This window comes from Mucilaginibacter hurinus (genome assembly GCF_003324525.1).
In the GTDB taxonomy this organism is placed as follows: Bacteria; Bacteroidota; Bacteroidia; order Sphingobacteriales; family Sphingobacteriaceae; genus Mucilaginibacter; species Mucilaginibacter hurinus.
In genome coordinates, this window is the sequence record NZ_QGDC01000002.1 from 130,100 (window position 1) to 147,803 (window position 17,704).

15 protein-coding genes are annotated in these 17,704 nt (G+C 43.2%); 8 read left to right on the plus strand and 7 right to left on the minus strand.

Going from position 1 to position 17,704, the window contains the following annotated elements; translation table 11 throughout:
- Positions 1 to 32: 32 nt before the first annotated feature.
- Positions 33 to 203 (minus strand): hypothetical protein, encoded by a 171-nt coding sequence (locus tag DJ568_RS17165; RefSeq protein ID WP_158534868.1) that lies wholly within the window; start codon positions 201 to 203, stop codon positions 33 to 35.
- 90 nt (positions 204 to 293) lie between these two features.
- Positions 294 to 1,856, minus strand: a complete 1,563-nt coding sequence (gene dnaB / locus DJ568_RS03735; RefSeq protein WP_114003911.1) for a replicative DNA helicase — start codon at positions 1,854 to 1,856, stop codon at positions 294 to 296.
- A gap of 283 nt (positions 1,857 to 2,139) precedes the next feature.
- Between dnaB and rlmB the strand changes: the two genes are divergently transcribed.
- The gene (gene rlmB / locus DJ568_RS03740; RefSeq protein ID WP_233496619.1) at positions 2,140 to 2,901 is read left to right on the plus strand and encodes a 23S rRNA (guanosine(2251)-2'-O)-methyltransferase RlmB; all 762 of its coding nucleotides are present in this window, start codon (positions 2,140 to 2,142) and stop codon (positions 2,899 to 2,901) included.
- Positions 2,902 to 3,022: 121 nt separating this feature from the next.
- On the opposite strand, the gene DJ568_RS03745 is transcribed toward rlmB, so the two are convergent.
- Complete coding sequence (locus DJ568_RS03745; protein WP_114003912.1) at positions 3,023 to 4,108, minus strand: mannose-1-phosphate guanylyltransferase; 1,086 nt, start codon at positions 4,106 to 4,108, stop codon at positions 3,023 to 3,025.
- 219 nt (positions 4,109 to 4,327) lie between these two features.
- Between DJ568_RS03745 and recQ the strand changes: the two genes are divergently transcribed.
- Positions 4,328 to 6,520 (plus strand): DNA helicase RecQ, encoded by a 2,193-nt coding sequence (gene recQ / locus DJ568_RS03750; protein ID WP_114004287.1) that lies wholly within the window; start codon positions 4,328 to 4,330, stop codon positions 6,518 to 6,520.
- 47 nt (positions 6,521 to 6,567) lie between these two features.
- The gene (locus DJ568_RS03755; RefSeq protein ID WP_114003913.1) at positions 6,568 to 7,062 is read left to right on the plus strand and encodes a hypothetical protein; all 495 of its coding nucleotides are present in this window, start codon (positions 6,568 to 6,570) and stop codon (positions 7,060 to 7,062) included.
- Positions 7,063 to 7,087: 25 nt separating this feature from the next.
- On the opposite strand, the gene DJ568_RS03760 is transcribed toward DJ568_RS03755, so the two are convergent.
- Positions 7,088 to 8,986 carry an OmpA family protein gene (locus DJ568_RS03760; RefSeq protein ID WP_114003914.1) on the minus strand — a complete coding sequence of 633 codons (1,899 nt, stop codon included), beginning with the start codon at positions 8,984 to 8,986 and terminating at the stop codon, positions 7,088 to 7,090.
- 38 nt (positions 8,987 to 9,024) lie between these two features.
- The gene (locus tag DJ568_RS03765) at positions 9,025 to 9,648 is read right to left on the minus strand and encodes a 7-carboxy-7-deazaguanine synthase QueE (protein ID WP_114003915.1); all 624 of its coding nucleotides are present in this window, start codon (positions 9,646 to 9,648) and stop codon (positions 9,025 to 9,027) included.
- A 96-nt stretch (positions 9,649 to 9,744) separates the two neighbouring features.
- On the opposite strand from DJ568_RS03765, the gene DJ568_RS03770 reads away from it, so the two are divergent.
- The 3 genes from DJ568_RS03770 to DJ568_RS03780 are packed head-to-tail and all read left to right on the plus strand — an operon-like array spanning position 9,745 to position 11,160.
- Positions 9,745 to 10,509 carry a hypothetical protein gene (locus DJ568_RS03770; protein WP_114003916.1) on the plus strand — a complete coding sequence of 255 codons (765 nt, stop codon included), beginning with the start codon at positions 9,745 to 9,747 and terminating at the stop codon, positions 10,507 to 10,509.
- Complete coding sequence (locus tag DJ568_RS03775; protein WP_114003917.1) at positions 10,510 to 10,848, plus strand: Rieske (2Fe-2S) protein; 339 nt, start codon at positions 10,510 to 10,512, stop codon at positions 10,846 to 10,848.
- 36 nt (positions 10,849 to 10,884) lie between these two features.
- Entirely contained in the window at positions 10,885 to 11,160 is a 276-nt protein-coding gene (locus DJ568_RS03780; protein WP_114003918.1) for an Imm27 family immunity protein, read from the plus strand.
- Positions 11,161 to 11,318: 158 nt separating this feature from the next.
- Here DJ568_RS03780 and DJ568_RS03785 read toward each other — a convergent pair whose 3' ends face one another.
- Together DJ568_RS03785 and lepA are read right to left on the minus strand one after the other, a co-directional pair.
- Positions 11,319 to 12,200 (minus strand): bifunctional 5,10-methylenetetrahydrofolate dehydrogenase/5,10-methenyltetrahydrofolate cyclohydrolase, encoded by an 882-nt coding sequence (locus tag DJ568_RS03785; protein ID WP_114003919.1) that lies wholly within the window; start codon positions 12,198 to 12,200, stop codon positions 11,319 to 11,321.
- Between the two features lie 99 nt (positions 12,201 to 12,299).
- Entirely contained in the window at positions 12,300 to 14,087 is a 1,788-nt protein-coding gene (lepA, locus tag DJ568_RS03790) for a translation elongation factor 4 (protein WP_114003920.1), read from the minus strand.
- Positions 14,088 to 14,217: 130 nt separating this feature from the next.
- Between lepA and DJ568_RS03795 the strand changes: the two genes are divergently transcribed.
- Both DJ568_RS03795 and DJ568_RS03800 read left to right on the plus strand, forming a co-directional pair.
- Positions 14,218 to 15,066 carry a 3-keto-disaccharide hydrolase gene (locus DJ568_RS03795; RefSeq protein WP_114003921.1) on the plus strand — a complete coding sequence of 283 codons (849 nt, stop codon included), beginning with the start codon at positions 14,218 to 14,220 and terminating at the stop codon, positions 15,064 to 15,066.
- A gap of 30 nt (positions 15,067 to 15,096) precedes the next feature.
- Positions 15,097 to 17,703: a DUF7133 domain-containing protein gene (locus tag DJ568_RS03800; RefSeq protein WP_114003922.1), complete on the plus strand. Its 2,607-nt coding sequence runs from the start codon at positions 15,097 to 15,099 to the stop codon at positions 17,701 to 17,703.
- Position 17,704: the final 1 nt, after the last annotated feature.

The following is a 17,704-nucleotide window of genomic DNA, read 5'->3' on the forward strand; positions in this document are numbered from 1 at the left end:
TTAATGTCAGTTTTTCATTCGGGCACCAAAAATCAGTAGAACAAAACCTGGTGATTCCGTGGGAAGCTAAAGAAAAAAGAGTATTTCGCTATTTCGTTAAGTGTATAACCGCTAAACTCACCCGTAAATCCGGCTACGCCTATAAAGAACATGATAGCCCCCGCCACCAGTAAAATGAGGCCTATTTTTTGAATGCTGTTCATACAGGCTACATATTAAAGTTGCGCATTAAGCTGCTCGCCGCGTGACACATGGTTAATAGGCTTTATCTGTTGCCGATGTAAATATCTCCACTAAAATGGTGCTTCATCATCCATATCATCCATTCGTGATGGGCGTATGATAAAGTTACTCGGATTTGGATTGTCAAACCCGGTAGATGGGCTTAACCCGGCCATCGGGCTGGCTGCTGCGCTAAAATCCATATTGTCTTCCAAATCCTGGAATTTAACGTATTTGCCAACAAACTTGAGCCTTACACGGCCTGTTTCACCGTTACGGTGCTTGGCTATAATAACCTCCCCAACACCCTGCGTAGGGTTATTGTCTTCGTCAACATCAAGGCCGTAATATTCAGGGCGGTACAGAAATAACACCATATCGGCATCCTGCTCTATTGAGCCTGATTCACGCAAGTCAGAGAGCATGGGCCGTTTTGAGCCGCCCGGCCTGTTCTCAACCGCCCGGCTCAATTGCGAAAGTGCTATCACCGGTACATTCAATTCTTTGGCTACAGATTTAAGAGCCCGCGATATACTGCCGATTTCCTGCTCGCGGTTACCGCCGCCTTTTCCATCACCTTTACCCTGCATCAACTGCAGGTAATCAATAATAATGAGCTGTATATCATGCTGCGATTTTAAGCGGCGGCATTTGGCACGAAACTCAAATATGTTTAGTGCTGGTGTATCGTCAATGATAAGCGGGGCGGCTTCAAGCCTGCCAACTTTGCTGTGTATCTGCTGCCATTCCCATTCTTCCAAATTGCCTTTTCGTATTTTTTCCTGTTCTATTTGCGCCTCGCCCGATACCAAACGATTAACCAGCTGAACAGAAGACATCTCAAGTGAAAACACAACTACCGGTTTATTAAAATCAACTGCTGCATTACGCGCGCAACTTAATACAAACGCGGTTTTACCCATCGCGGGCCGCGCAGCTATAATCACCAGGTCTGATTTTTGCCAGCCGGAGGTCATTCGGTCTAGGTCTGTAAAACCTGACGCTACCCCGGTAAGGCCATCTTTTTTATCCTTTAGCGCCTCAATTTCCTTCAGTGTTTCATGCATCAGGTCATCCATTTTTCGCGAATCGCGGCGCAGGTTGTTCTGTGCAATTTCAAAAAGATTTTTTTCGGCTTTATCCAGCAGGTCCAGTACGTCGGTAGTGTCCTGGTACGCATCGTTTATAACTTCGGTAGATATTCGTATCAGTTCGCGCTGTATAAATTTTTGAATTATGATACGGGCATGGTATTCAATATTCGCGGCCGAAGCAACCCGGTTGGTAAGCTCAGTAATGTAGTATGCGCCGCCTATCAATTCTAACTCACCCTGCGACCGTAACTGTGCCGTAACCGTCAATATATCCACAGGAGAGGTCTTCTCAAACAGGGTACGTATGGCCTGAAAAATTTTCTGGTGGTTGTCTTTATAAAAAACACCCGGTTGCAGGATATCGATAACCGACGACAGTGCATCTTTTTCAAGCATTAAAGCTCCTAGTACGGCTTCTTCAAGGTCAACCGCCTGGGGTGGAAGTTTACCCAAACCCGCATAGTTGCTTTGTGGCGTAAACCTGCTTTTTCTATCGGTAGTATTCGGCTTATTGTACTGGTTATCGTTATCGGAAATCATATCTGCAAAAATATACAAAATTCAAGCGCATTTCCCAAAGTTTATATCTTTTTTCGGCACAGGTAAAACCTTGCAAAACATCGGTGTAAAGCAATTCTATTTTCCACAACGCGATGTTGAGAAGTATATTTAATAACTTGATTATGAGGATATTAAATGCTTATTGTTGAAAACTAAATTGCAAAATATACCACTGATTTGTGTAATGCCCTGCATTTTAAAATGGCGATACATTATCACGAGTTTTTTATAGTTACTTTTGGTTTTTTAAAACATAGATAAGATGGCATTTAATACAAGACAACAGCATGAAAGTAACCAAATGGTTTTTGGCATACGCGCTGTTGTTGAAGCAATTCGCGCAGGTAAAGAGATAGAATCACTTTATATTCAGCGGGGTATAAGTGGCGGTTTGCTCAACGAATTGCGGATTGTTATGCAGGAGAATGGCATAACAGCACAGCAGGTACCGGTTGAAAAACTTAACCGGATAACCATGAAGAACCACCAGGGAGTTGTCGCTTTTATATCACCTATCACATATCAAAAAATAGAAAATATTATACCTGATGTATACGAGCGGGGCGAAGTGCCGCTTGTTTTAGTGCTTGATAGTATTACCGATGTACGTAACATGGGTGCTATAGCGCGTACGGCAGAATGTGCCGGTGTACATGCCATTGTAGTGCCGGCAAAAGGGTCGGCACAAATAAACCCCGACGCTATCAAAACTTCCGCAGGCGCTCTTTATAAAATACCTGTTTGCCGCCACGACAACTTTATGCAAACAGTTAAATACCTGCAGGAGGCAGGGTTGCAACTCGTGTGCTGTACCGAAAAAACCAATGATTACCTGTACAAGCCAGACTATACCGCCCCAACAGCCATAGTAATGGGATCTGAAGAAGACGGAATTCGGAATGATATCATCCGCATAGCCGACCATCTTGCCAAAATACCGATGTACGGGGAGATCGAATCGCTTAATGTTAGTGTAAGCGCAGGAGTGATTATTTACGAGGCGGTGAGGCAGCGCTCTGTTTAGAGCTAAGAGATAAGAATCAAAAGTTAAGATTGGATTAGTGAGCAAAAAAAATCCAGTCATCTGAAATGACCGGATTAATCATGTAGTTCTTAGATCTTGAATCTCAAGTCTCGAATCTTTTCTAAATGTATTTTACGCCAAATTTCTGCTTCACGTCTGCAACTACCTGTTTAATGTTTTGCTCCTGGTCGCGCGGGCATATAAGCAGGCTGTTATTTGATTCAACAACTATATAATCATGCAGGCCCTGTAGTATAACCAATTTCTCGCCGGGTACATTTACCATACAATTTGATGAGTCATACATAATAACTTTATCGGCCGGTATCACAGCGTTGCCTACATAATCTTTTTCAGAAAGTTCGTAGATGGATGCCCAGGTACCCAGGTCGCTCCAGCCGAACTCTGACGGTAAAACGTACACATTGTCTGCCTTCTCCATTATACCATAATCGATAGAAATGTTGGTGCATTGCTGGTAAGCATTGTGTACATGTTTTTTCTCGTCAGCTGTATTGTAAACGCTGCGTGCCTCGGCAAATATCTCGTACATATCCGGCAGGTAGCTGCCAAACGCTTGCACAATTGCTCCGGCCGACCATACGAAGATGCCTGCATTCCACAAAAAATCGCCGCTTTGTATGAATGTTTTAGCCAGTTCGGTATTAGGCTTTTCGGTAAACGTTTTAACTTTATGAAAATCTTCTCCTATCGTTTGCTCGGTAAACTGTATGTAACCATATCCTGTATCAGGCCGTGAGGGTTTAATGCCGAGTGTAATAAGGCATTTATTAGCGGATGCCGTTTCCAGCGACTTTTGTATGGTGGCAACGAAGGCAGCTTCATCGAGTATTAAATGATCTGACGGTGCCACAACAATGGCAGCATCGGGGTTTAAACTTTCTATTTTAAAACACCCATAAGCTACACATGGCGCAGTATTGCGCATTACAGGTTCGGTAAGTATCTGGTTGTCTGCCATGCCTGGTATTTGTTCTTTTACCAGTTGGGCGTAATTCTCGTTGGTAACTACAAAAATATTTTCTGCCGGGCACACTTTCAAAAAGCGTTCATATGTGTTTTGTATGAGGGTTTTACCAGTGCCTAAAATATCTATAAATTGCTTAGGATAAGATGTTCTGCTAATAGGCCAGAACCGGCTTCCAATACCGCCGGCCATGATGATGGCATAATAATTCTTGTTCATGAAATGGATAACAGTTTGTCGGGGTCAAAGTTGAACATTAATTTGTAAATTCCAGTTTAAATTATTCAAACTGCATTTATCGCAATAAAAAGTGATAAATAAACGAATTGTTTTTATGATATAATCATTTCAGTATAAAATTTTAATGTTAACAAGGCGTTTATTTAAAAAAAATTGTTATTTTGAACTTTTATTTTTCAAGCACAAATACTAGTGATGATAGAGACGAAAAAGTCGCTTTTTGATAACCTCCAAAATTTTTTTGGATTCGATAATTTCAAAGGCGACCAGGAGGCGATTATAACCAATATACTGGGCGGTAACGATACATTTGTTATTATGCCTACCGGCGGCGGCAAATCCATGTGTTATCAGTTGCCGGCGTTAATGAGTGAAGGTACAGCAATTGTTATTTCTCCTTTAATTGCGCTTATGAAAAACCAGGTGGACCAGTTGCGTGCATTTGGCGGCTCAGACAGTATCGCGCATTTCTTAAACTCATCATTAACCAAGGCCGAAATTACCCGCGTAAAGGAAGATGTGCTCGGCGGTAAAACAAAACTTTTATATGTAGCGCCTGAGTCGCTTACCAAGCAGGAGAACGTTGATTTTCTGCGTCTTAACCAGGTGTCATTTGTTGCTGTGGATGAGGCTCACTGTATATCTGAATGGGGACATGATTTCAGGCCCGAATACCGCAAAATAAGGCAGGTTATCAGTAATATTGGTAATAACATTCCAATTATTGCCCTTACTGCTACCGCTACACCCAAAGTGCAGCATGATATTCAGAAAAACCTGCAAATGAATAACGCTACGGTTTTCAAATCATCATTTAACCGTACAAATTTGTTTTACGAAGTCCGCGCTAAACGTAACGTAATCAAGGAGATAGTAAAATACGTAAAGCAAAACCAGGGCAAGTCCGGAATTGTGTATTGCCTTAGCCGCAAAAAAGTAGAGGAGGTGGCCGAAGTGCTTCACCTAAACGGTATTAAGGCACTGCCTTATCATGCAGGTTTAGATGCTAAAGTACGCGCGGAAACCCAGGACAAGTTTCTGATGGAGGATGTTGATGTTATAGTAGCAACTATAGCTTTTGGGATGGGAATAGATAAACCCGACGTACGCTACGTAATACACCATGATGTGCCTAAAAGCATGGAGGGTTATTACCAGGAAACTGGCCGCAGCGGGCGCGATGGGGGTGAAGGTGTTTGTGTTGCCTTTTATTCGCAAAAGGATATTGATAAGCTCCAAAAGTTCATGAAGGATAAACCGGTTGCTGAACGCGAAATCGGTACACAAATATTAAAGGAGGTAATTGATTATGCTGAATCATCTATATGTCGCCGCAAGCAAATTCTGCACTATTTTGGTGAGGATTTTGAAGAATCAACCTGTAATAACATGTGCGACAATTGCTGTGCGCCCAAAACACAATTTGATGGCGAAGAGCACCTGCACAAAGCACTAAGCCTTATCAAGGAGATTGGCGAAAAGTTTGACGACAGGTATATTATTGATATACTTATTGGTGCCGATAATCCGCAGGTACGCAATTACAAGCATGATGCCTTACGGTATTTCGGTTCGGGCAAGGAGGATGGTGAAAACTTATGGAAATCATTGTTGCGCCAGGCCTTACTTAACAATTTCCTGTCAAAAGATATTGATCAGTATGGACTGTTGCGCCTTACCGAAAAGGGCGAACATTTTATTGATAATCCGTATAGTATCCGTTTTGTACTAAACCGCGTTGTAGAAGCGGCTGATGATGATGATACAGAAGACGGGCCTAAACAGGGTGGTGGTGCGCTGGATACCGAACTGCTGCAAATGCTGAAAGATCTGCGCAAGAAGATCGCCAAACAGAAGGTATTACCACCGTTTGTCATATTCCAGGATCCATCGTTAGAAGAGATGTGCACGCATTACCCGGTTACTACCGATGAGTTAAAGCAAATATCAGGTGTTGGTACCGGTAAGGCCATGAAGTTTGGCGCGCCTTTTATTGAGCTCATTAAAAAATATGTTGAGGATAATGAAATAGACCGACCGGTAGACATGGTTATTAAAAGTGCTGCCAATAAATCGGCACTTAAGGTTTATATTATTCAGAATATCGACAGGCATTTAAACCTCGAAGATATCGCTGCTTCTAAAGGCCTTTCATACGAGGATATTTTACGCGAGGTTGAGTCGATAGTTAACTCAGGAACAAGGCTAAATCTTGATTACTACATAGACGAGGTGATAGACGAAGACAAACAAGAAGAAGTATTTGACTATTTTAAAACAGCAGAGGTAGACTCAATAGACAATGCTTTGGTTGAACTTGGAAGCGACGACTACACGTACGAGGAAGTGCAATTGATGCGTATAAAGTTTATGAGTGAGTTGGGGAATTAGTGTTAATTTATAATTGATTTTTACAACCGTCAATACCGCAGAATAACATGCTAAAGCTTTATAAAAAGGAAAACGGTATAACCTATTATTGGGAAACTTGGGATAAAGACGATAAAACGGGGATTATTCATTGCGGCGAAATTGGACAGACCGGGGAAAGCAAGGAAATCCGTTCAGGTTTATTTTCAAGTTTTAGAAAAGTCATTCAAAAAGAAATAGATCAAAAAATAAAAGAGGGTTTCATCGAAATAGATATTGAAGAGCATTTTACTCTTTTAATAGAATATTTGGTTGATGATGAGGGAGCAGCAGATGATGTGGATAAACGTCATAGGCTTCAAGATAGGGTGGACAGCCTATTAGGATGGACAGGATTGGGTCATTGTGATGGCGGAAGTATAGGGAGCGGAACAATGGAAGTTTGTTGTTATGTAGTAGATTTTGATGTTGCAAAGCAGACAATTGAAAAGGATTTGGCCAATACTGAATTCGGAAACTATACAAGAGTATTTGATGGGATGCTGACTGAAAATAAATCTTGACGACTCACCGACAACCACTCCCGAATCACTTCGCCACTATCTTAAACTCCGTTCTTCTATTTAACTGACGTCCGTCCTCAGTCTCGTTATCAGCAACAGGCTGATTTTTCCCATATCCTTTATATATCAAACGCTTAGCATTCACGCGTTCAACAATCAGGTAATTATAAACAGCCTTCGCCCGGTTTTCTGACAGAGTTCGGTTCATCTGCTCATTACCGATGTTATCTGTATGGCCGGATACTTCAATTTTTACATCAGGGTTAAGGTTCATGAACTGTACCAGTTTTAATAGTTCAGATTTCGACTCAGGTTTGAGGTTAAACTTATTTGTATCAAAAAAGATATTTTTCAAAATCACCTTTTTGCCTATATCAATCGGCGAAAGAGGCACGGATATATCAAAAGGATTTTTAGGTTCCCGGCCAATCAATGAGAAATTTTCAGAGTAAAACAGGTAACCGTTTTTAGAAATGTTTAAACCGTAATTTTTACCGGATGTAAGCGTGGCCAAAAAGTCACCACGCTCAGCTGAACTGTAATCACGATAAACAATTTTGTTTCTCTCCAGGTCAATAATCTCTACTTCAGCTTCAAGTGGTTGGTTGGTGTTTGCATCTTTTACGCTGCCTTTCACATAGGTAACCAGCTTTGGCCTAATATGCGCCGGCATCTCAAATCTGTATATATCAAAACCGCCATGCCCCTGCAGATTGTTAGATGAAAAAAAGGCGTAACTACCATTGGCAGTAACAGTTAAGCCATTTTGTTCACCACTGGTGTTAATAGGGTAGCCTAGGTTTACCGGTTTTTGCCATTTTCCGTCGTTATCACGGCGGCTAATAAATAAGTCTTTGTTACCCATGCCGGGCCAACCATTTGAACAAAAGTACAGCGTGTTATCGTCAGGGTGAATAAAGGGCGATTGCTCATCATAAGGCGTATTAATATCTGGCCCCAAATTTTCAGGTTCGCTCCAGCCATTGTCGGTCAATACCGTTTTCCAAATGTCATAACCACCCAAGCCACCGGTTTTGTTACTTACAAAATACAACGTATTCCCGTCAGCGCTTATAGATGGCTGCGACTCCCATGCCCCGGTATTCACCGGCGGATTAAGTCCTAAGGGTTTTCCCCAGCTATCACCTTTTTTTTGTACAATATAAATATCGCATTTCCCACGTCCGTTAGGTCGGTTGCAACCTGTAAAAAACAAATAGCGCCCGTCCTGCGAGATGGATTGAGCACCCTCGTTGTAATTTGGCGTATTAATCTGGCTGCCCAGGCTGGTGGCCGGTTGCCATTGGCCATCCTTTTTTACACTGCGATAGAAATCCTCATTTGCACTTATATTACGGGTAAATATCAGCATGCCCTCGTCAGCGGTAGCCACGGGCATATATTCATCATCAGCTGAGTTTATTGCAGGGCCCATATTTTCGGGCTTGAATGGTACCGGTTTGTTGAGGGCGTTTTCGCTAAACTTGCAATCGGCAATCAGTTTCTGTGCATACGCACCGTTCTTAGCATCGAAACTCGGATAGGTGAGATACTTTTCTAAGTGTGTACGTGCCTGAACGTACTGCGCCTCATTTATTTCAGCTTCGCCAAGCTTGAGATAAACACCCCGGTTAAATTCAGGGTTGATATTAACTGCTTTTGTATAATGCTGTATAGCTTGTTTGTAATTACGCTTAAAGCGTGATACATCTCCAAGTTGTATATGGGCTTCAATAAAGCCAGGATCGGTCTTTACCGCCTCTTTCAATTCGGCAATAGCTTCATCATACTGCCGCGTATCTAAAAACCGGTTAGCGGCCGTAAAATGTTTTATAGCTTGGCGGCTTTTGCTTGTATATCCATTCTGGCTGTAGGCAGGTATACAAAACACTATCGCCATCAGTATTATGAAGGCAGATCTCATAAGTGTGGCAGGTAAATAATAAGGTAATTTACAAACAATTACGGAATATTCAGGAATTTATGCGTTTGTAATGAAATTTCCCAGCGGGGATTGTTCATCACATAATCAACAATCAAGGGTGTCATTTCCCTTGATTTGGACCATTCCGGCTGTAAGAATAATTTGCAGTTTGGCGATATCAACATTGCATTTTGCTCCGCAAACTCAAAATCACTTTTATTAAATATAATTACCTTTAGTTCGTGTGCCTCGGCGGCAACGTCCGGAGATGGAGCTTTAAATTTCTTGGGCGATAAGCATACCCAATCCCAATTGCCTGACAATGGATAGGCACCCGAAGTTTCAATAAAGGTTTTAATGCCTTTTTGGTGGAGTTTAGCAGTAAGATAATCAAGGTTATAAATTAGCGGCTCGCCGCCGGTAACCACCACGTTTTTGGACGGGAACCTATCTGCGTTTTCGGCAATTGAATCTGCATGCGTAAGCGCATGCAATTCAGCATCCCAGCTCTCTTTTACATCGCACCAGTGGCAGCCAACGTCGCACCCTCCAAGCCGTATAAAATATGCCGCTTTGCCGGTGTTGTAGCCTTCGCCCTGTATCGTATAAAATTCTTCCATTAAAGGAAGCAGCGTACCGTCTTCCGGAATGATGTGTGCCATAATAATTTTGCAAATATAAGCATTCAGACAACGCCGTTCCTCGCCACGTTTTTAATTGCCGGCTATATTCAGTATTATTACTTAAAATTTACTTTAATGAAAAAGTACTACTTTTTCCTGATCGTCTGGGTGGCAACCTGCAGTACCTCGTGTGTTGATATTGAAGAACGTTACAGCTTTAAAGCTGACGGTTCATGCAACGTGGTATACGGTTTTGATATGAGCCAGGCTATACATGTATTAAAAAATCTGATGACAGATTCTGTTGCTGCAACGCCGGAGTTTAGTATGGCCAAGGACACCACACTAAATTTTTACAGTGCCCTGCCCGATAGCATAAGGCAACAAATAAGCAGCGAAGACATGAACCTGGCTCAAACAAGCGACTTATCAGTTAAAATGGATTTAAAAAAGAACCTGATGAAGGTGAATGTAAGTCATACTGCCAAAAATGCCGCAGCGCTGGAATACTATCTTAAAAATATCGCTAAAATTTCGCAAAAAAGTCAGCTTAGTGCTATCTCAAAAGGCAACGCGCCGGCAAAAAATATAAGTGCTCAATCGCTTATAACCGGCCAGGACTATTACACTTATGAAGTAACACCCAACCGTTTCAAGCGCATAATTGATAAAATTAAATTTAACGCATTCTTAAAAAAAACACAGTCAACCCTGGTAATGGCTAAGGCCATGCTGATAGATATGCCGTATAAGGTGGTGCTTAATTTTGCACGGCCTGTGCGAAGCGTTAACAATCCCAAAGCCGTTTTGTCAGCAGATAGGAAAAGTGTTACGCTGGTTACCGATATGGACGAGATTATAAAAAATCCGGCCATCATGAACCTTCAGGTAGATTTTTAAATGAAATGGTATAAAGTAGACGGTGTGCAATTTACCGGGCAGCCGTTTATTAAGCTGGTAAAACCCGGGGGCAAAAGCATTTGCCTTGTTAGTGATGCCGGCGAGTTATTTGCCCTATCGTCCGTCTGTCCGCACGCAGGAGCTAACCTTGCTGGTGGGTGGTGTAATGATGGCGAGATCATATGCCCTTTTCATCGTTACTCATATTCTCTGAAAACAGGTAGGGGAGCAAAAGGGCAAAATGACTATGTAGATACCTATCCGGTGAAAGTAGAGAATGGAGTGGTTTTTATAGGGATAACTTCGTTTTGGGAGAGAATAGGGTTGGTGAAAAGCTGATGTGGCGGTTAAGTGAAAAGTTAAGTGCATGATAAAATGATAAGTGAAAATGAACTGGAAATAATAGGTGAATGGATTTTTGATGGACAGCGGATGCACGCGGACGATAACTGTAAACGCATACATGCTTTGACCTCACTATATTTAGAAAGAATAGCAAGAGACGAAAACGGTTGGGACGTACTTTATCAGGACCCGGCAGACAAACGTTATTGGGAATATACCTACCCAAATAAAGATATGCAGGGAGACGGGCCACCGGCTTTGATTGTAATTTCAGAATATAAGGCGCGGAAGAAGTATAGTTGGTAGCTATTACTGCGGACTTAGCTGGAAGGGAAACGCGAAAGTAACATACTTGTTAGTCTCGCATGTTTGGAAAGTATACGTTTAAAAAGATCGTCGCACTGTCGCCCGTAAATAAATACGGGTAGGGTGTAATCAATCACCTGGATGCGATCAACCCGGAATTATCCGTATACTTCGCCTTTAGCCGATGCCAGAGTGTTTTTCAACAACCCAATTATGGTCATTAATCCAACGCCGCCGGGTACCGGGGTTATCCAGGAGGTTACAGGGGCTACATTCTCAAAATCAACATCGCCGTACAGCTTATAGCCCGATTTGGTAACGGTTGATGTTTCGCGGTTCATACCTACATCTATCACCACCGCTCCGGGTTTAACCATATCGGCAGTAATAAAGTTCTTTTTACCTATGGCTACAATGAGAATATCAGCTTGCAGGGTTTGCGCTTTAATATCAGGCGTACGGCTATGGCAGATAGTAACGGTGCAGTTGCCCGGGTAAGTATTGCGCGCCATCAAAATACTCATCGGCGAGCCCACGATATTGCTGCGGCCTACTACCACGCAATGTTTACCTACGGTATCAATGTTGTATTCCTTCAGCATTAGTGTAATGCCATAAGGTGTAGCCGGTATAAAGGATGGCAGGTTGCGCTGCATACGGCCCAGGTTTACCGGGTGAAAGCCATCTACGTCTTTACGGTGATCTATTTTTTCGGTTACTTTTTCGGGATCAATATGCTTAGGCAGAGGCAATTGAACAATGATGCCATCAATATCTTCGTCAGCATTTAGTTCAGCAACCTTAGCCAATAGTTCTTCTTCAGTCACATCGTCCTCATAGCGTACCAGCGACGATTTAAAGCCTACCTTCTCGCAGTTCTTCATCTTGCTGGCCACATAGGTTTCGCTGCCTCCATCATGCCCTACCAGTACTGCCACCAAATGTGGCTTACGGCCGGTTTTAGCTAATATTTCAGCTGCCTGTTCGGCTATCTCTATCTTAAGTTTTTCTGATACGTATTTTCCGTCAAGTAATTGCATTTTTTTTATTTAGAATCAAGAATTTAGAATCAAGAATTACGAGGCAAGAACAAGATTGGCATCTTGAATCTTGGTTCTTAATTCTTTATTCTGATAAAATCAATCAAGCTTCAAAACTGCCATAAACGCGCTCTGCGGTATCTCTACGTTACCTACCTGGCGCATGCGCTTTTTACCGGCCTTTTGTTTCTCCAATAGTTTACGCTTACGGGAAATATCACCACCGTAACATTTGGCAGTAACATCTTTACGCATGGCTTTAACAGTTTCACGGGCGATGATTTTAGCGCCAATCGATGCCTGTATAATAATCTCAAACTGTTGGCGCGGCAAGAGCTCCTTCAGTTTTTCGCATATCTTTTTACCAAAATCATAGGAGTTACTACGGTGTATAAGTGATGATAAAGCATCTACAGGTTCGCTGTTCAGGCGTATATCCAGCTTCACCAGATCACTCTGGCGGTAGCCAATCTGATGATAATCAAACGAAGCATAGCCCTTTGAAATAGTTTTAAGCTTATCGTAAAAATCAAATACTATTTCCCCCATTGGCATCTCAAATATCAGCTCTACGCGGTCGGATGTTAAATATGACTGATTTTTGATAAATCCGCGTTTCTGTATACATAACGACATTACAGGGCCAACAAATTCAGCCTTGGTGATAATGGTTGCTTTTATATAAGGCTCTTCAACAAAGTCTATTTTACTTGGGTCGGGCAGGTCTGACGGGTTGTTAACAATCATTTCCTCGCCGCGTGTACTATGCGCAATGTATGATACGTTGGGCACGGTGGTAATCACCGTCATGTTAAACTCACGTTCCAAACGCTCCTGTATAATTTCCATGTGCAGCATACCCAGGAAACCGCACCGGAAGCCAAAGCCTAATGCTGCTGATGATTCAGGTTCAAACACCAATGAAGCATCATTTAACTGCAACTTAGCCATTGATTCGCGAAGTTCTTCGTAATCTTCGGTATCAACCGGGTATATGCCTGCAAATACCATAGGTTTTACCTCTTCAAAACCTTGTATGCCGGTTTCGCACGGGCGGGTTATGGTAGTAATGGTATCGCCTACCTTCACCTCGCGCGATTCCTTTATACCGGATATAATATAACCAACATCGCCGGTTTTTATCACATCCTTGGGCTGTTGCTTCAATTTCAGGGTACCAACCTCTTCAGCTATGTACTGCTTTTCCGTAGCGAAAAATTTAACCTTATCACCTTTACGTATTTCACCGTTTACTACTTTAAAGTATGCAACAATTCCGCGGAACGAGTTATATACAGAGTCAAATATCAATGCCTGCAATGGCGCCTCAGGATCACCTACGGGAGCAGGAACACGCGCAACAATAGCTTTAAGTATATCATGCACGCCCATACCGGTTTTACCGGAGGCCGCAAGTATATCTTCGCGCTTACAGCCAATCAGGTCAACTATCTGGTCTTTCACCTCTTCGGGCATAGCGCCGGGTAAGTCCATCTTGTTAAGCACCGGTATAATTTCCAGGTCGTTCTCTAAAGCAAGATATAAGTTTGATATAGTTTGCGCCTGTATGCCCTGCGCAGCATCTACTATCAGTAAAGCCCCCTCACAGGCAGCTATTGAGCGTGATACCTCGTATGAAAAATCTACGTGACCGGGCGTGTCAATCAGGTTAAGTACGTATTTTTCACCATCAAGCACATAATCCATTTGGATGGCGTGGCTTTTTATAGTGATACCGCGCTCGCGCTCAAGGTCCATATCGTCAAGCAACTGGGCCTGGCTTTCGCGCTGGGTAATCGTGTTGGTATATTCAAGCAACCTATCGGCAAGAGTACTTTTGCCATGGTCGATATGCGCAATAATGCAAAAATTACGGATGTTCTTCATCTTTGCGCAAAAATAGCTTTTTAGTCTGATAATTGGTAATTGGTTATAAGATAAGTATTTTTAGCTCTCCTTCTGATAAATAAACCAATAGTTACGACGTACTGATAAATAAACCAATAGTTACGACGTAATGAGCCACCAATCTGTATTCAGGAAACTGCTTTCTTTAAGTCTGATATTGCTTGCGACATATGTTTGCAATGCTCAGGATAACCAGGCAATTCGATGGCAACAGCTATTTAACGGCAAAGACCTAACCGACTGGCAAATTAAAATACGTTATCATAACCTGGGTGACAATTTCAATAATACCTTTAGGGTTGAGGGTGGATTAATGAAAGTAAGATATGACGCCAACACGGATTTTAACGAAACATTTGGGCATATTTTTTACAAAAAACCGTTTTCGCATTACCTGTTAGCTGTTGAGTACCGCTTTATCGGCGAGCAGGCAAAAGGCGGCCCCGGCTGGGCCTGGCGCAACAGCGGCATAATGTTCCACGGCCAGGATCCGGCGACGATGGCTAAAGACCAGGATTTCCCCAATTCGATGGAGGCACAATTTTTAGGAGGGACAGGTAAAGGTGAGCGCCCGACGGCCAACATCTGCACCCCGGGAATGCAGTTTGTAAGCGACGGGAAAATTATCGATCAGCATTGTACCAATTCACGCTCAAAAACATTTAACGGGGACCAGTGGGTAAGGGTTGAATTATTGGTTTTAGGCGACTCGCTTGTTGTGCACTACGTTAACGGGGAAGAAGTGTTACGTTATGAAAAACCGCAAACTGATCCGCTGCCGGGTAAAAAGGAGGGCAAGCTGGTAAACAGCGGCACCATTTCCCTTCAAAGCGAGAGTCACCCTATTGACTTCAGAGTAGTTGAGATAGTAGACCTGGAGGAATATTCAACGAAGCCGGTGGAGCTTAAGCAGGTGATCACGTCATTACTGGCCGAAAAGCGCGTAGCTAAACAGTGACGAAACCGTAATAATTAATAACCACAGCCAATGATAAAATTAATTATAAGTCTGCTGTTTTCGGTGGTTCTTTTATGGAATACCCCGAGGGCGCCGCGCGGACATCAAACTGATCCGGGAATACCTCCGGGACTGACACTCACGCGTTTTGCCGGCCCTAACGTAACGCCAAGCCCGGCATGTTTGGCTGTAGCACCAACAGGGGAGGTATTTGTGGGTGTTGATATGGCCGGATCCCTCGGGAAAGAGACAGGCAAAGGCCGAATAATTAAATTAATTGATAGTAATAACGATGGCAAAGCCGACGATCATACTGTATTTGCCGAAGTTGATAACCCGCGGGGAATAGCATTGCGTGGCGACGAAGTATTTGTTTTGCATACCGTGTTTTCGCCCCAAACTAAGCTGGCTACCGGAATGAGCCTCGTAGTTTTCGAGGATAAAAATGGAGACAACCTGGCCGACGGACCGCCAAAAGTATTGGTTGAAAACATAGGTAATGCTAAATACATACAGGAGCGGGGCACCGATCATGCTACTAATGGCATACGTTTCGGCATCGATGGTTGGATATACATCAGTGTAGGAGATTTTGGCTTTGTGAATGCTACCGGAACCGACGGAAAACAGCTTACAATGTTTGGCGGCGGTATTGTACGTGTGCGTCCGGATGGTACCGAGCTCGAAACTTTTACCCATGGCACCCGCAATGTATATGATGCAGCCATTGATCCGCTGATGAACATCTTTACGCGGGAGAATACCAATGACGGCGGTGGTTGGAACGTGCGTTTCTCACACCATATCCAATCAGGCGAGTACGGTTACCCTTTACTTTTTAAGCATTTCACCGATGAAATAATTCCGGCGCTGGCCGACCTCGGCGGCGGCTCAGGCACCGGTGCTTTGTTTTTAGATGAACCCGCCTGGCCCAAACAGTATAACAAGGTGCCCATGATGGCCGATTGGGGGCGCAATATGTTGTACATACATCGCATAACAGCAAATGGCGCCAGTTTTACGCAACGGGATGAAGAATTTTTAAAGGTGCAGCAAATAACTGACCTTGATGTAGATGGTTCGGGTAGATTATATATTTCTGCCTGGGACGATGCCGGATATGAGGGTAGTGCAGATAAGGGATATGTAACGAGAGTTGTACCACAGAACTGGGCGTATAAACCTTTTCCGAACCTTGCAAAGGCATCAGTTAAGCAATTGGCTGGTATGCTAAAGTCGGCAAGTGCCGTGGCGCGGTTAAACGCCTCACAGCAAATGTTAAAACGCCCGGCACATGAAGGTACCCAAGCGGCGCTTTCTGTAGCAACCAACCAAAAACTCGCCCTGGCATGCCGGGTGGCCGGAATATTCACGTACGCGCAAATTACAGGTAGCGATGGTATACCACAACTGGTTAAACTGGCTGAAGATAAAACTTTGAAAGAGTTTGCCCTAAAAGCATTGGCTGACAGAAAATCGTTTTTAAACAAAGTGCCCGCTAAGTTATTTGTAGATGCACTGACTGACACTGATGCACGGGTTAAAGCCGCTGCTATAATTGGCTTAGGCCGTATTGGCAAGCTCGAAACGGCCCCGGTCTTGTTGCAGCTAAAAGTTGCTACCCCGGTACAAGATGATACACTGTTTACTATAGAAGGGCCACATGCAAAGCCTAGCCCGGATATTATATTGCCGCACCTTGTAGTAAAAGCATTGGTAAACATGCAGGCTGTTGATGCTTGTGCAGCAGCAATAGGTACAGCGAATAACAGGCTAGCTTTATGGGCGCTGCGTTATATGCATGATGAGAGAGCGGTTAACGGCTTGATAGCCGCTTACAGAGGAACTAATGATGCCAAACTAAAAGCACGGATCGTCGCTACATTATCCCGTTTATATAAGCAAGAAAAACCATACGATGGTTCGTTATGGTGGGGTACACGGCCCGACGCCTACGGCCCTTACTACAACAGCATAACCTGGAGCGGTTCACCGGTTATAGAAAAGTTTCTGAAAGCAGAATGGGAAAAAGCTGATGCAGCGGGTAAAAAAAACTTTACCATATTAAACACCCGGCACGGTATGGAAATCGCTGAATTTGGTGTGGAAGAAAACTTAGTAGCCTCAAACGAAACAAAAGTTGATCTTGAAGAAATAAAAAACCGGCAGGGCCAGGTTGGTAAGTCATCCATCGAAGATGTTTTACTCGCGATAGCTAAAATAGAAGGTAATGCAGATGAGGGTAAAAAATTATTTACGCGACAGGGCTGTGTAGCTTGTCATGCGCTGAGTTCAGCAGAAAAGCAAAAGGGACCCTTTATGGGGCAGATAGGTGCTATAATGAAGTCCTCGCAAATTGCCGAATCCATATTAAAACCAGACGCTTCTATTTCACAAGGATTTGCAACTGTTTTAATAACAGCAAAAGCAGGCAAAACCTATATGGGATTCGTCACCGAGCAAAACGCTGCCAAAGTTGTGTTACGCAATATAGCCGGCGAGGTATTCACTATTAAAACCGGCGACATTATCTCTCGTAAGGAGATGCAAACCTCAATGATGCCGGCCGGGTTAGCCAACTCACTGTCTTACCAGGAATTGGCGTCACTGGTAAAATTTTTGGCTATGCAGAAATAAA